The 13,535-nt window shown below is 62.1% G+C and carries 16 protein-coding genes and 2 pseudogenes; 7 read left to right on the top strand and 11 right to left on the bottom strand.

Translation table 11 applies throughout. From position 1 onward, the window contains the following. Nucleotides 1-215: 215 nt before the first annotated feature. A complete protein-coding gene (gene merB, locus JAO85_RS25015) occupies nt 216-854 on the top strand; it encodes an organomercurial lyase MerB (RefSeq protein ID WP_011405610.1) in 639 nt (212 codons plus the stop codon). Next, nucleotides 851-1,198: pseudogene (gene merD / locus JAO85_RS25010) on the top strand (mercuric resistance transcriptional repressor MerD). The gene merB (JAO85_RS25015) and the pseudogene merD (JAO85_RS25010) overlap by 4 nt, the downstream one beginning before the upstream one ends. A 90-nt stretch (nt 1,199-1,288) precedes the next feature. Here the strand turns inward: merD (JAO85_RS25010) and JAO85_RS25005 are convergent. Then, entirely contained in the window at nt 1,289-1,747 is a 459-nt protein-coding gene (locus JAO85_RS25005; RefSeq protein WP_011405611.1) for a hypothetical protein, read from the bottom strand. A gap of 84 nt (nt 1,748-1,831) precedes the next feature. Beyond that, on the bottom strand, nt 1,832-2,266 hold the full coding sequence (gene merR, locus JAO85_RS25000) for an Hg(II)-responsive transcriptional regulator (protein WP_031943120.1): 435 nt from the start codon (nt 2,264-2,266) through the stop codon (nt 1,832-1,834). 67 nt (nt 2,267-2,333) lie between these two features. Here merR and JAO85_RS24995 point away from each other — a divergent pair. The 5 genes and pseudogenes from JAO85_RS24995 to JAO85_RS24975 form a co-directional block, all read left to right on the top strand. Then, a pseudogene (locus JAO85_RS24995) lies at nt 2,334-2,549 on the top strand (mercuric reductase); the annotation flags it as partial. A gap of 14 nt (nt 2,550-2,563) precedes the next feature. Then, on the top strand, nt 2,564-3,202 hold the full coding sequence (merB, locus tag JAO85_RS24990) for an organomercurial lyase MerB (RefSeq protein WP_000761850.1): 639 nt from the start codon (nt 2,564-2,566) through the stop codon (nt 3,200-3,202). A 111-nt stretch (nt 3,203-3,313) separates the two neighbouring features. Further along, on the top strand, nt 3,314-3,679 hold the full coding sequence (gene merD, locus JAO85_RS24985) for a mercury resistance co-regulator MerD (RefSeq protein WP_000995361.1): 366 nt from the start codon (nt 3,314-3,316) through the stop codon (nt 3,677-3,679). Then, a complete protein-coding gene (gene merE, locus JAO85_RS24980; protein ID WP_005413392.1) occupies nt 3,676-3,912 on the top strand; it encodes a broad-spectrum mercury transporter MerE in 237 nt (78 codons plus the stop codon). Before merD (JAO85_RS24985) ends, merE begins: the two co-directional genes overlap by 4 nt. A 132-nt stretch (nt 3,913-4,044) precedes the next feature. Then, complete coding sequence (locus JAO85_RS24975; protein ID WP_005413391.1) at nt 4,045-4,248, top strand: DUF3330 domain-containing protein; 204 nt, start codon at nt 4,045-4,047, stop codon at nt 4,246-4,248. Between the two features lie 38 nt (nt 4,249-4,286). Here the strand turns inward: JAO85_RS24975 and JAO85_RS24970 are convergent, their stop codons facing one another. From JAO85_RS24970 to JAO85_RS24930, 9 genes are all read right to left on the bottom strand, one after another. Continuing rightward, the gene (locus JAO85_RS24970; protein WP_010981357.1) at nt 4,287-4,901 is read right to left on the bottom strand and encodes a recombinase family protein; all 615 of its coding nucleotides are present in this window, start codon (nt 4,899-4,901) and stop codon (nt 4,287-4,289) included. A 60-nt stretch (nt 4,902-4,961) separates the two neighbouring features. Then, nucleotides 4,962-6,179: a TniQ family protein gene (locus JAO85_RS24965; RefSeq protein ID WP_009288528.1), complete on the bottom strand. Its 1,218-nt coding sequence runs from the start codon at nt 6,177-6,179 to the stop codon at nt 4,962-4,964. Continuing rightward, complete coding sequence (locus JAO85_RS24960; protein ID WP_003830789.1) at nt 6,176-7,084, bottom strand: TniB family NTP-binding protein; 909 nt, start codon at nt 7,082-7,084, stop codon at nt 6,176-6,178. Before JAO85_RS24960 ends, JAO85_RS24965 begins: the two co-directional genes overlap by 4 nt. A 2-nt stretch (nt 7,085-7,086) precedes the next feature. After that, nucleotides 7,087-8,766: a DDE-type integrase/transposase/recombinase gene (locus JAO85_RS24955; RefSeq protein ID WP_003830788.1), complete on the bottom strand. Its 1,680-nt coding sequence runs from the start codon at nt 8,764-8,766 to the stop codon at nt 7,087-7,089. Nucleotides 8,767-9,011: 245 nt separating this feature from the next. Continuing rightward, on the bottom strand, nt 9,012-9,506 hold the full coding sequence (gene radC / locus JAO85_RS24950; RefSeq protein WP_011798644.1) for a DNA repair protein RadC: 495 nt from the start codon (nt 9,504-9,506) through the stop codon (nt 9,012-9,014). 555 nt (nt 9,507-10,061) lie between these two features. Beyond that, entirely contained in the window at nt 10,062-10,307 is a 246-nt protein-coding gene (locus JAO85_RS24945) for a hypothetical protein (protein WP_370552227.1), read from the bottom strand. 16 nt (nt 10,308-10,323) lie between these two features. Next, complete coding sequence (locus JAO85_RS24940) at nt 10,324-10,773, bottom strand: hypothetical protein (protein ID WP_017510524.1); 450 nt, start codon at nt 10,771-10,773, stop codon at nt 10,324-10,326. Between the two features lie 13 nt (nt 10,774-10,786). Then, on the bottom strand, nt 10,787-11,254 hold the full coding sequence (gene kleA, locus JAO85_RS24935; protein WP_017510525.1) for a stable inheritance protein KleA: 468 nt from the start codon (nt 11,252-11,254) through the stop codon (nt 10,787-10,789). A gap of 53 nt (nt 11,255-11,307) precedes the next feature. After that, complete coding sequence (locus tag JAO85_RS24930) at nt 11,308-13,284, bottom strand: DUF3560 domain-containing protein (protein ID WP_051443603.1); 1,977 nt, start codon at nt 13,282-13,284, stop codon at nt 11,308-11,310. Between the last annotated feature and the right edge of the window lie 251 nt (nt 13,285-13,535).

Below are 13,535 nucleotides of genomic sequence, written 5' to 3'. Positions count from 1 at the left end.
CCATCTCAATCACCCCGTCAAGAGAAATATTCAAGTAAATCAAAGACTTACGGCCACTATTTTACAGCGGCTGGCTTAAGTTCGGTGGATTGGCTGCTGGCCGAGGAATGGCAACGCCGGCAAGGCACAAAGTAATTCGTCTTTGTTAAGCGCAGGACGTAACCGCCGAGTAAGGTTTATCCCGGTTGATCGCTGCCCGATATAACAGGTGGAAAATGGACAAGACTATTTATTCCAAAAAGATTGCCGAAAGCCTTTCATCTGGCAATCATCCTAAAGAGTTCGCAACGCTCTTTGTCGCGCTGCTCCGACAGCTAGCGATGGGGGGACCTGTATCACGCGAAAAGCTCGCCGGCGCACTCGGATGGTCTGGAGCGAGAGTTGCAACGGTACTTGAGCAGGCACCTGGTACGGAATATGACGACGAGGCCAATATCATTGGACTGGGGCTGACACTACGTGAAACCTCTCACGTTTTTGAGGTGGATGGCCGTCATTTGTACACATGGTGTGCGCTGGACACCTTGATGTTTCCCGCCTTGACCGGCAAGATTGCCCGTGTCACTTCCCGCTGCGCCGCCACCGGTAGGCCGATCACTCTCACCGTTGCACCAGAAGCAGTGCTTCATGTCGAACCGGCAGAAGCAATGGTTTCACTGCGAACTCCGGATACTTCGCCCGACATTCGTTGTTCGTTTTGCTGTCATGTGCATTTCTTTGCGTCTCCGTCTATTGCAAATTCGTGGGCTTCGACCCACCAAGGGATTGAGGTCGTGCCTGTCGAGAGTGCGTTCGACCTTGGTCATGATGTCGCGCTTAAGCTGCTAGAGGACTGCGAGGAAAGCCCAGTATGAATGCGTACTCGATATCGAAGCTGGCTGATGATGCTTGCGTCAGCGTGCATGTCGTGCGCGACTACATGATACGCGGCTTGTTGCACCCTGCTCGGCGAACCGAAAGTGGCTAGAACATTTTCGATGACAAAACACTCGGAAGGCTGCGGTTTCTCCGCGCAGCCTTCGAGTCCGGAATTGGGCTCGACGAACTGGCGCGACTTTGCAAAGCATTGGACGCAGACGATAGCGAAAGCCTGGACCGATGCGTCGAGCGCGTGCGATGGAAGATCGACGTGCGTCGAACAGTTTTGACTGTCGTCGAGGCCTCTTTGAATGAAATGGCGGCCGGTGCAGCTACTTGAGGTCCGGCCGGTAAAAGCGTTGGAATTAGCCACTTCGTATATAATATATTGATTAATATAGCTTTTTCGATGAATGTTTGACTAAAGCCTTTATCGCGACAGTGACTCCTGAAGCTGCTTAAACTGCCCCTGAATCACCGCTTTTTCCTGAAGAATCAACTTGTTCTCATCGGACAGAACTTCCGCTCTATTCTGAGAGGCTTTCAGATCCGTTTTGGTGACCTCTAATGCTTGGGATAGTACGGCCACCTGCTTATCGGCATCTGCTTTCTGGCTTGCGAGTGCGGCAATATTATCCGCCAATTGTTTGCTTTCATGCTTCCGCTCCCGGTTTTTTGCCGAGGCGTCGTTAAGTTGATGCTCCAAGTTCTGGATATCGGCCACTTGCCTATCCAAGGTGCTTTTGTGCATCGCATTGGCCTGTTCGAGCTCATGCGTTTGTCGTTGTAATTGCGCATTAGTGTCTATCAGCTCGGACGCTCTTGACTCGGCTTGGATGAGCCGGTTTTGCAGGTCTTGAATCTGGTCTTTCAGGCCCCGGTTAACCATCTGGAATTGCTCGCGCTCCTGCTGCCGGTCTTCGGCGGTGCGTTGCTGGTAGGGGGCACCTCAGAAAACGGAAAATAAAGCACGCTAAGGCATAGCTGACCTTGCCAGGCCTGCTTCGCCCTGTAGTGACGCGATCAACGGGCAGGAAACATTCCCCTTTCGTGCATGGCAGGCGCACACGAGTTCAGACAGCACGGTTTCCATGCGCGCCAAGTCGGCCATCTTCTCGCGCACGTCCTTGAGCTTGTGTTCGGCCAGGCTGCTGGCCTCCTCGCAGTGGGTGCCATCGTCGAGCCGCAACAGCTCGGCAATCTCGTCCAGGCTGAAGCCCAGCCGCTGGGCCGACTTCACAAAGCGCACCCGTGTCACGTCCGCCGCGCCATAGCGGCGAATGCTGCCATAGGGCTTGTCCGGCTCGGGCAACAAGCCCTTGCGCTGATAGAACCGGATGGTCTCCACGTTGACGCCGGCTGCCTTGGCAAAAACGCCAATGGTCAGGTTCTCCAAATTATTTTCCATACCGCTTGACTCCGTACATGAGTACGGAAGTAAGGTTACGCTATCCAATTCAAATTCGAAAGGACAAGCCGAGGAAGGTAGCGGACGACTCATTGGGGTACAGGCAGTGGCCCCGGAAGCGGGCGAGCTGATCCAGACGGCGGTGCTCGCGATCCGTAACCGCATGACCGTACAGGAACTGGCTGACCAGTTGTTCCCCTACCTGACGATGGTCGAGGGGCTGAAGCTCGCGGAGCAGACCTTCACCAAGGATGTCAAACAATTGTCCTGCTGCGCAGGATGAAAGGAGATGGAACCATGAAGCTCGCCCCATATATTTTAGAACGTCTCACTTCGGTCAATCGTACCAATGGTACTGCGGATCTCTTGGTCCCGCTACTGCGGGAACTCGCCAAGGGGCGTCCGGTTTCACGAACGACACTTGCCGGGATTCTCGACTGGCCCGCTGAGCGAGTGGCCGCCGTACTCGAACAGGCCACCAGTACCGAATATGACAAAGATGGGAACATCATCGGCTACGGCCTCACCTTGCGCGAGACTTCGTATGTCTTTGAAATTGACGACCGCCGTCTGTATGCCTGGTGCGCGCTGGACACCTTGATATTTCCGGCGCTGATCGGCCGTACAGCTCGCGTCTCATCGCATTGCGCTGCAACCGGAGCACCCGTTTCACTCACGGTTTCACCCAGCGAGATACAGGCTGTCGAACCTGCCGGCATGGCGGTGTCCTTGGTATTGCCGCAGGAAGCAGCCGACGTTCGTCAGTCCTTCTGTTGCCATGTACATTTCTTTGCATCTGTCCCGACGGCGGAAGACTGGGCCTCCAAGCATCAAGGATTGGAAGGATTGGCGATCGTCAGTGTCCACGAGGCTTTCGGCTTGGGCCAGGAGTTTAATCGACATCTGTTGCAGACCATGTCATCTAGGACACCGTGATCGGATATCGACCCAATGTTCTACGGCACCGGCATCGGATTCGCAGCGCGCGGATTGAACTCGGCGAAACGGTATATGCATTGCCGTGAACCGACCAAAAGGAGGTGTTCGATGAACGCCTACACGGTGTCCCGGCTGGCCCTTGATGCCGGGGTGAGCGTGCATATCGTGCGCGACTACCTGCTGCGCGGATTGCTGCGGCCAGTCGCCTGCACCACGGGTGGCTACGGCCTGTTCGATGACGCCGCCTTGCAGCGACTGTGCTTCGTGCGGGCCGCCTTCGAGGCGGGCATCGGCCTCGGCGCATTGGCGCGGCTGTGCCGGGCGCTGGATGCGGCGAACTGCGATGAAACTGCCGCGCAGCTTGCTGTGCTGCGTCAGTTCGTCGAACGCCGGCGCGAAGCGTTGGCCAATCTGGAAGTGCAGTTGGCCGCCATGCCGACCGCGCCGGCACAGCATGCGGAGAGTTTGCCATGAACAGCCCCGAGCGCATGCCGGCCGAGACGCACAAACCGTTCACCGGCTACCTGTGGGGCACGCTGGCCGTGCTGACTTGCCCCTGCCACCTGTCCATCCTCGCTGCCGTGCTGGCCGGCACAACCGCCGGTGCATTCCTTGTCGAGTATTGGGTCATCACGGCGCTCGGTTTGACCGGCCTGTTTCTTCTGTCACTGGCGCGGGCGTTGCGGGCATTCAGGGAAAGATCATGAGCGCTTCCCGGCCGGATGGATGGACTACGGCGGAGGGCCCAAGCGTTCGAGCGCGGGCAAGGCTTTCTGTTCGCAAAGCCGATGCCGGCGGCGGCATTCGCCGTCTTCGTCAGTCAATGGAGGGGTGCCACCATGAATGCAAATGATCCGACCGCCACCAGTTGCTGCGTGTGCTGCAAGGAAATTCCGCTCGATGCCGCCTTCACACCGGAAGGCGCGGAGTACGTCGAGCACTTCTGCGGGCTGGAGTGTTATCAACGTTTCCAGGCGCGGGCCAGCACTGCGACCGAAACGAGCGGCGAACCGAACGCTTGCGGTTCGCCGCCGTCAAATTGAGACAAACCACGCTTTCGCTACGTCGCCTCATGTCGGCATCAAATTCGGCTGAGTAGCTTCTCGCCATCTGGACGTAGCTCGCCCTTGGGTGAAATATGCCGATACAGGGTCTGCCGCGTGATGCCAAGTTCCTGGCACAGGTCGCCGACCTTGGTCTCTGACTGCCCCATTGCCGCCATCGCCAGCCGCAGCTTGGCGGCGGTCATCTTGAACGGCCGGCCGCCTTTCCGGCCGCGTGCCCGTGCTGAGGCCAGGCCCGCCACGGTGCGCTCGGCGATCAACTCGCGCTCGAACTCGGCCAGCGCGGCGAAGATACCGAAGACCAGCTTGCCGGCGGCGGTCGTGGTGTCAATGGCCGCGCCGTGCCCGGTCAGCACCTTGAGGCCGATGCCGCGTCCGGTCAGGTCATGGACGGTATTGATCAGATGGCGCAGGTCGCGCCCGAGCCGATCCAGTTTCCAAACGACCAACGTGTCGCCTGGCCGTAGTGCCTTCAGACAGCTCGCCAGACCGGGACGATCCTCGCGTTTTCCGGACGCTTGGTCTTCATAGAGATGCGCCGGATCAACACCGGCCGCGACCAGCGCATCGCGCTGCAAGTCCGTCGCCTGGGAGCCATCCGCCTTCGATACTCGCATGTAGCCAATCAGCATCTTGTACCTGTCACATATACGTTCGATTATGTGACAGTTTGCATCGGGAAGCTCTGCACGTCAAAATTTGTCACTTAACCCGTCATTCTGTCTAAGGCATGCAAAGGGTAGGCTAGGCTCATAATGTGACAGAAATTCCGGGGGGATGCCTTCCTTCGCGAAGGTGGCGCGCAACTGTTCCAAGGAAGCGGGGTCGCGCCGACCATAGGAAGCCAACGCGAACAGCGAGCGTGCCGTCTCGGGGTTGTGTCGTGCTTCAATGATGGCCTCATCAATGGCCTGGATTGCACGCTGCCAGTGATCGACGGGTTCGGGCTTCGGCGCTTTCGCCGGCAGGCCACTGGTGAACCCGGTTTGGGGCTCGGACCAGAATAGCTTTGCGTGCTCGCCTGGCGGGCTTATATCCCTCACCTCAATCAAGCTGATTGCCGTTGCCGCCGCCTCCAGCATCTGCAACCGTACTGCCGGGTTCAGGGTTTCATACGGTCGCCACAGACTTTGCCCAGCACGCAGCGGATGCCCGCAGCATTCCCAGATTTGGCGGAGATACCCCGCGTAGGTGCCGCACGTCGAAAGCGGGGTGTTCAGCTCATCGAGCAGCGTGCGTAGCAGCCTAAACCACAATCCGGCGTGGATGCGTCGGCGCGGCAACTCCACGTGGCCGGTCGTCAGTGCCTGCCAGGTACGCTGGTCCATCGCCGCAATCGCGTCGCTGGCAGTGCGCGGTTCGGCGTCGGCGTTCTCCCAGCCGAGAAACCGCCCTGGCACGCCCCAATAGGATTCCAGCCAGCAGCCATGCAGTGGGCAGCTCAGCATCAGGGGCAGCTTCCACGCGAGCAGTACGGCTTGGTTCTCCGGATCGTTCAGGCAGAGCGGACAGGCGCGGTGTATCGGTTGGGTGGGCAGCCAGGCACGCCAGCTCGTGATGGATCGCGTCTTACGGCGGAGTCTCGGCAGCAGTACCGAGAGCTGGAACGCATAGGTTTCCAATGCGGCTGGAATCTGATCATCAAGGCTGTCCAGTAGCCAAGGCACCCAGCCGGCGAAACTCATGCAGCGCAGCCGATCCAGCTCGATACCGCTCCGCTGGGAGAGCATCGCCAGCAGCGCCAGTGGTGGCGCGGTGTCCAGGTCATCAACCTGGCCGTGACCAAGATCGTGCTCCAGCAGCTCGGACACTTCCATGTGATAGCAAAGGGCCACGCGGTTGAGCCACGAAGACAGGGCTTCGGCTTCCCTGGGTGCCGGATGCAGTGGCCAGCGTGGCGCTGGCTTCACATCAGTTCCCGCTCGAATTGCCGACGCCGCTCGCTTGGGCCGGTGTAATCGGCCATGCTGAGCGTGCGGTGGTTGATCGCTTCCTCGCCGCTCTCCACGGCGACGAGGGCCGCCGCCATCAGCAAGTGCGCCAGTTCGCCGATGGTGCCCTCGCTGCGTGTGAGCAGGTAGCGGGCCATGTCCAGCGTGGCAATCGACGAGGGTCGCCGCAATGGAAGCGAAGCGGCGAAGCTGGCCAGCAGTGAGCAGCAATCGTCGTTGGCCTCCCACACCGGCAGCATCATGGGCTCGAAGCGGTTTTCCAATTGGTCATCCGAGCGGATGGCCAGGTAGGCGTCGCGCGTGCCGACCCCGACCAATGGGATGCGCAGCTCATTGCCGAGGAAGCGCAGCAGGTTGAGAAATTCCCGCCGGTTGACGCTGTTGCCGGCCAAGACGTTGTGCAGCTCGTCGATCACCAGCATGCGCACGCCGACCTTGCGCAGCAGTGCCAGCGCCAGTTGCTCCATTTCCGGCAGCCGTGGGCGCGGGCGCAATGGTGCCCCCATCGCGGCAAGTAGCGCGACGTAGAAGCGGATCACCGACGGTTCGGACGGCATCTGCACGACCAGCACCGGCATGTGTTCCTGGTCCGCGTCGGAGCTGGCCGGATGCGTGCGCCGGAATTTCTCGATGATCATCGACTTGCCGTTGTTGGTCGGGCCAACCAGCAGCAGGTTGGGCATGCGTTGCTTGTTTGGCCACGCATACAGGGTTTCCAGCCGGTTCAGCGCCTCGACCGCGCGCGGGTAGCCGATCCAGCGGTCGGCGCGAAGGCGCTGGATGCGCTCGTCCGCCGGCAGCCGAGCCAGCCCCTGTGCCGCTGGCAGCAGGTGTGACAAGTCGATGATGGGATATTCGTCCACGGCTACCACTCCTCGATCTGGTCGAACGGTTTGGCCGGAGGCAGGTTGTCTGCCTGCGGATCAGCAACGTCCGTTTTCGGCGGAATCGGCTTGTCCGGCGGAGGCGATGCCTTGAGGTGCTGGCGTCGATCCGCGTCGCGCCGCGCCTTGCGCGTGGCCTTCTGTGCGGTGGTCACGATCTCGCGCATCTGCCCGATCATGCGGAACAGCGCCGACTCATCCACCTGTTCGCGTCCCTGCTGCCGCAATTTCGTCAGCGCCTGCCGTTGTTCCCAGAGGGTGACAGCCGGGTGCGACAAGGTACGGTAGGGGATTTCCAGGTAATGCTGCCCCTCCGGTTCCAGCACCCAGATACGGCTGATGTCACGCGGGTCGCGCCGGATCAGGAAAGCGGGCAAGCGGTCGCGTCGTGCGATCCACGGTTTGAGCGCATCGGCGTAGTAGTGAATGTGGTCGATGACAAAGCCGGTGCGAGTCAGAGTACGGCGAATGATGGGCAGGAAATCGACCAAAAAAGCCAAGGCGCGGGTGACGACAGCCGGTACACCGACACGCGCCACGGCTTCTGACCAGCGCGCCGCCGGCGGCTGAAGCAGGCCGTTGTGCACAGAGCCGTGATAGGTGCCCACCGCCAACGTGAGCCAGCGCTCCAGCTCACGCAATGTCAGGGCGGCCTTGTTTTCGGAATCGTAGTCCCCGCGCTGGTCAGGGTTGGAGAAGGTCGTCCCTGGCAATTCATCGTGGATCATCTGCATCGCCGTACCGATGATCCGTTCCACGATGCCGCCGTAGTGCGGCTGCCCTGGCGGACGATAGTCCAACCGGATGCCGTGCTGCTCGCAGCCACGGCGCAGCGCCTCGCTCTTGAACTCGGCCGCGTTGTCCAAGTAGAGCAGCCTGGGCTTGCCGCTCATCGGCCAATCCATTTCTATATTCAGACCCTCCAGCCAGGGACGCTTGTCGCAGGCGACATGCACAAGGCACAGGCCGACCGAAACAGATGACGGCGCTTCCAGCGTGACGACCATGCCGAGCACGCAGCGGGTAAACACGTCGATGGCGATGGTCAGATACGGACGGCCAATCGGTTGCCGGTCGCGCTCGTCCACCACGATCAGGTCGATGACCGTGTGATCAATCTGCACTTGTTCCAGTGGCGCGGTCACGGCGGGAGGCTCACCACCGACACCTTGCAGGCTGCGGGACGCATCCTGACCTTCCCGGCGGCGAGTGGCCTTGAGCGGGTCGAGGCCGGCGATCCGCAGGGCCAAAGTGTTGCGCGCCGGCACCCGTAGCTTTTGCGCTTTGCAAGCCTGCGCGACCTCGCGGTGGAACGCCGCCAGGCTACGCTTCTGCTTGGTCAGGAAGCGCTTTTGCAGCAACTCGCGGATGATGCGCTCAACTGATTCCGGCAAGCGTCCCTTGCCTTTTCCGCCGCCGGACTGGCCGGGAACCAGGTCCGTCACAAACCCAGCACCTTGCCGGGCACGCCGGATCAGGACATACACCTGCCGCCTGGATAGGCCCAGCGCTTGAGCAGCGGCATCGGCGGCTTCATGCCCAACCACTTCAAGCGCTGCCAGCGGCCCGATGATTTCGGTCCGGTGCCGGGCCTGTGCCCATGCCGCATCGGGCAGGGTGGCCACGCCCTGCTCGGCAATTGGTAATGTGTCTGACGCCATGCTCACACCTCGCTTTGGTGCACACGAGTATTGAGCATAGTCGAGATTGGTGCAGATGACTTCTGATATTGCGTGGTCAGGAGCCGACTGCACACCTGGCGTTACGCCCCGTCAATTGGTGCAGTCGTCTTCTGAAAATGACAGTTTTAATGCCGCTTTTTCCGATAGGAAAAACGGTCGTTAAAACTACCGGGCAAAACGCCCCGAAGGGGCGTTTGCCGGGTTTTTCACCCGGCCAGCAGCGGCTACAGCAAGCCGCGTTGAGCGAAGGACACGGACGCGCCACCCGCGACTACGACGTGATCCAGCACGCGCACGTCCACCAGGGCGAGCGCGTCCTTCAGCACTCTGGTCAGGTTCTCATCGGCGCGCGACGGCTCGGGCACCCCGGACGGGTGGTTGTGCGCGAAAATGACGGCGGCAGCGTTCAGGCGCAGCGAGGTCTTCACCACCTCGCGCGGGTACACGCTGGTCTGCGTCAGCGTGCCCCGGAACAGCTCGATGTACTCGATGACGCGGTTCTGTGCGTCCAGGAAGATGGCCGCGAACACCTCATGCTCCAGGTTCCCGAGGCGCAGCGAGAAGAAGGCGCTGGCGTCAGCCGGCGCTGAAATCAGGCCGTTGCGCATCACCTTTTCGTCAAGGATGGCCAAGGCGGCCTCGATGACTTGGCCGGCGCTGGCCAGTTGAAACTGGCCGTTGTCGTCAATAGTGAAAAGGTCGATGTGCGAAGCGGTCATGTCATGGACTCCAGGAAGTGGGCGGGATTGCCTACTTCCTCTGGATCGGTTCGCAGCGCAGCGGTCAAGGGTGAAACGGCCAGCGGCCGCAAGCGCCCTTCAGGGCGCGCAGCCCTTGACGGCGAGAACGAACTGATACCCTTGGAAGTGACAGGCAATCCCCACCCTCTGCACACCACGGACGCCTTTGTGCAGTTGTCCAGCTTTCGCGCGCGAAAGCTCACTTCAGGCCGTCAGGCCAGCGCCCGGAGGGCGCAAGCGAAAGGGATGTGCAAGGCTGCGCAGCAGTCCCCGAAGGGGATGAGCGCGAATGCGCGAACCTGGAGCAGCCCGGTCGGCCCGCGAAGCGGGACGATTCGCCCAGCAGGTTTTCAGGGGCCAGGGCAAGCCACGGAGGGAGCGGAACAGGGGGAAGGAGAAGATCCAGCCAGCCAGCAGCAGCGACACAAGGAAGGACGCCGGCAGGACGGCGCGCGCAGCGCGCAGGCTTGCCGGCCCAGCCAGCAGGGCGAAGCCCTGCCCTTCCAGCCCGGCGCAGCCGGGCTTGTCGCCGGCCTACCGCTCCACCTGGGGAGCGGTCGCGGCCACGGCCGCCCTGCCCGCCTCCATAGCAGCATCGGCCCGCTTGTCCAGCAGGGCGCACAGGAAGGCGGCATCGTTGGCCACGTTCACCGGGTCACGGGCCAGCGCGGAGCGCAGCGCGTCTTTCATCCAGTGGGAGGCGGCGGGATCAGCTAAAACTTCGTCAATGGTCGGGACATGGGCGCGGGGCATAGTAGGTGCTCCAGTTGCGGCCGCCACCGGGCGGCCGCGCGTTTCAGAAAAGGGCCAGTTGCGGGGGTTCCGCCTCGGCCAGCTCGGTTTTCACGTCCTCCAGCTCAAGCGTCAGCTTGACCAGAATGGACAGGTCATAGGAAATGTGGGCGTCCTTCAGGCGCAGCGCCGTGCGCAGCGCGCCCAGCGGGTTGTTACCGCTGGAAATGCACACGTCGTAAGCGGACAGGGCCGCTAGGCCCTGCTCGCGGTAGCGCGTATATGTGGCGATGTCGCGCTGTAGCTCGGCCTCGTACTGCTCGATTTTCCGGGCCAGGTACTCGGCCCGGTCGGCCGGGGCCTTCGGGACGCGGTGCCCTAGATGGGGATCGAGGCTTTGCCAGTTGGTGCGGATGCCCACCTTCTCGGCCTCGGGGAATTCCGCGATCACGGCCGCGACAGCGGCCGGATCGACGGCGGCCACCAGTGCGGCGGCCTGCTCCTGTATAGACATCGGCCGCCCTCCCCTAGCCTTCCAAGCGGGTCAGCAGCGGGACAGCGCCGTAATTCCACCAGTCGAAAACCCGGTGCAGCGTTTCGCGCTGTTCGTCCTCGGTCGCGGTGCTGAAAAGGTTGTGTTGCCGGATAACGCGGCCAGCGTGGAAGGCTTGCAACACCTCCAGCGGGGACGGGGCACCATCGAGGGCGCGCAGCGCCTCGCGCAGCTCGCCGTCTTTCACGAAGCCGGGCGGGAACGGCTGGCCACGGTCGGCGGCAGCGGTCGCGGCCTGCTCGATGTCGTGCAGCGTCCATTGCTTCATGATTCGATCCAGCAGGGCCGCGCGGCCCTCACGGACTCCCGCGCGCAGCGCGGCCGCTTGTTTTTCCAGTTCCTCGGCGCTGGCCAGCTTGGCGGCCAGCTTGTTGCGCTCGTTGCGGATCGGGTCGCCCACTTCCGGCAGCAGGTCAACCCAAGGCATAAATTTCGGTTGCATGGCTCGTACTCCTTGAGCGGCCCCGGCGAAGCCGGGGCGCGTGCGTTGGTGGGTTAGGCGGTCAGGGTGAAAAGGGCGGTATTAACGGCGGTGCCGGATTCCGCGAAGGTATCGGGCGGCAGGTTCTCCCATTCGCCGCCGTGCTGCTCCACCAGCGGGCGAAGCTGGGCATTCTGGCGGGGGCCGTTGGCGCAGATCGCCACCAGCTTGCCGCCCGGCTTCAGGAAGCGCAGCGCGTGGCGGATGTGCTTGATGTCGTCTGCGTTGGCAAAGGGCGGATTCATCAGAATCCGGTCGAACGATCCCCACAAGGTTTCGGGCGTGCATTGCAGGAAGTCACCGATCACCACGGCGCGGCGGTCTGCATCGAGGCGGCCACCCAAGGCCGCGTTAATCTCCACGGCCACCACTTCGCAGCCCTCGGGCAACTGCTCCAGAATGCGGCCGGTGCCGGCGCTCGGCTCCAGCACGCGCATTCCCGGCTCGATGTCGGCCAGCTCCACCATGCGGGCGGCCAAGTCGGCCGGGGTCGGGAAAAGCTGCGGGGCGCTCACAACCTGCACGCCGGCCTTGAGCTGGTCGCGCATGGCTTGGAAGTCCTCGGCCATCGCCGCGCGCTTGTCGGTGCTCTCGGCGCTGGCTGGGGCCTGCTCGGTCGCCACCGGGGCCGGGGCCACGGGTTCGCGCTCGAATTTCACCGGCTCGGCGGCCTCGGGTGCGGGCTTGTCCACGCGCTTGGCGTCGGTGATGTAAACCTGCACGATCCGATAGCCACTATTGGCCAAAAAGGCGGTGCGGTAGCGGTATGCGCCATGCTCGGCCGTGGCTTGCGCGGTGCGGGTGCCCTTGTAATCGGTGGGCTTGCGCTTGTATTCCTCGGCGGTCATTTCGATGAAGCCTTCACCGGGGAAATTCACCAGCGGCGGCAGCTTGGCGGCCTTCTTGACCTTGGCGGCGTCTTCCTCGGTCGGCGCGCGGTAGTCCTTGATTTCCTCGATGCCGCGCACGCGCACATAACGGGCATTCGTGGTCACGCTGTTGATCTGGCCGCCCTTCTTGTTGACGCGCATCACCACCAGCCATTCACCATCGACCAGGACGCGGCCGCCCGGCTGGATGTCGAAGCCTTCAGCCTTCAGGCCGCCTTGCTCGTCCAGCATGGCGCGTTCGTAGGCAATCCGGTTTTCAAAGTGGGCAATCCAGCGGTCACAATGGGCAATCGTCGCCGGGTAGGTTTTCTTGGCCGCCTCGATCACTTCGGCCAGGGTGCGCGGCGCGTAGAGGTTCGGATGCGAGCCGTTCAAGGCGTCGTAAGCGGTCGGGGTGTGGCTCCAGTCTTCGCGGTCGCCTTCCTTGCGCGGCAGGTGCAGCCAGCACATGCCAGCGATGCGCAGGGCGACGGCCTTTTGCAGCTCGGCGTCTTGCTCGGCCTCGCATTCAAGCCACAGCTTCAGCCACATTTCGGCCTCTTGCTTGCTGCGCTCCTGCTTGCGCTTGTCGGCCTCCAGCCCCTTGATGCGGCGATGACGGACGGCGGGCAGCTCCTTGTATTTCGCATGACGCAGCGCACCGGCTGCGCGCTGCTTCCAGTATTCGGAGGTTTCCCACATCTGCACGGCGCGGCGCATCCCGTTTTCCATGCGCTCGGCGTCTTTGCGGGCCTTGCGTTCGCTATGGTGGCCCACAAGGATGGGTTGCCCGAACTCGAACCGCTGGCCGATGGCCTGCACGGCGTTGCGCGCGGCGCTGGCGTCATGGGCGCGCTTGTCGCTGTAGTCCTCGAAACGGTCGGCGCGTTCCTCGGCGCGCTCGACTAGGCCGGTGTCCTCGTCGCCAATCTCGCCGCACAGCTCCATCAGCAGGTCTTCGCGGGCCGGCGTCCACATGGGGGCCACGAAAAGCTCTTGACGGGGTGCCCACTTGAACCCGGCCGCCTTCACGCGCTCATAAGTCGCGCTATCCAGTCGGGAGGACGGATAAAGGCGCAGCTTGTTGTCTTCGGGGGAGTAGGTGGCGGTCAGCGTTTGCATGGTCGTTTTCCTTATGCGGAAGGGTTGAAGATGGTCTAAGCGGCTGGGGTCTGGTCTGCTCACCGTCACCCCTGCCGGGGCATCGCCTCATCACTGAAGCAATGCCTATATTCTACCCGTCAAACTATTGACCGTCAATAGTTTGCGAGAGAAAAAAGCCTGATTTTTCGCGGTTTCCGGGCTTGTGTTTCTTCGGGGTTCAGGCAAGCTACCTTGGAGCCTCGGGGCGGGGTTTGGGGGCCGGAACAGGC

Source organism: Comamonas sp. NyZ500 (assembly GCF_016772095.1).
Taxonomy (GTDB): Bacteria; Pseudomonadota; Gammaproteobacteria; order Burkholderiales; family Burkholderiaceae_C; genus Comamonas; species Comamonas thiooxydans.
The sequence above is the reverse complement of the archived record's forward strand: the minus strand, read 5'-3'. Positions and strand labels throughout refer to the sequence as shown.

Coding starts and splice junctions, on each gene's coding strand:
- merB (WP_011405610.1), top strand. CDS start 216: ATGGACAAGACTATTTATTCCAAAAAGATTGCCGAAAGCCTTTCATCT.
- JAO85_RS25005 (WP_011405611.1), bottom strand. CDS start 1,747: ATGGTTAACCGGGGCCTGAAAGACCAGATTCAAGACCTGCAAAACCGG.
- merR (WP_031943120.1), bottom strand. CDS start 2,266: ATGGAAAATAATTTGGAGAACCTGACCATTGGCGTTTTTGCCAAGGCA.
- merB (WP_000761850.1), top strand. CDS start 2,564: ATGAAGCTCGCCCCATATATTTTAGAACGTCTCACTTCGGTCAATCGT.
- merD (WP_000995361.1), top strand. CDS start 3,314: ATGAACGCCTACACGGTGTCCCGGCTGGCCCTTGATGCCGGGGTGAGC.
- merE (WP_005413392.1), top strand. CDS start 3,676: ATGAACAGCCCCGAGCGCATGCCGGCCGAGACGCACAAACCGTTCACC.
- JAO85_RS24975 (WP_005413391.1), top strand. CDS start 4,045: ATGAATGCAAATGATCCGACCGCCACCAGTTGCTGCGTGTGCTGCAAG.
- JAO85_RS24970 (WP_010981357.1), bottom strand. CDS start 4,901: ATGCTGATTGGCTACATGCGAGTATCGAAGGCGGATGGCTCCCAGGCG.
- JAO85_RS24955 (WP_003830788.1), bottom strand. CDS start 8,766: ATGGCGTCAGACACATTACCAATTGCCGAGCAGGGCGTGGCCACCCTG.
- radC (WP_011798644.1), bottom strand. CDS start 9,506: ATGACCGCTTCGCACATCGACCTTTTCACTATTGACGACAACGGCCAG.
- JAO85_RS24940 (WP_017510524.1), bottom strand. CDS start 10,773: ATGTCTATACAGGAGCAGGCCGCCGCACTGGTGGCCGCCGTCGATCCG.
- kleA (WP_017510525.1), bottom strand. CDS start 11,254: ATGCAACCGAAATTTATGCCTTGGGTTGACCTGCTGCCGGAAGTGGGC.
- JAO85_RS24930 (WP_051443603.1), bottom strand. CDS start 13,284: ATGCAAACGCTGACCGCCACCTACTCCCCCGAAGACAACAAGCTGCGC.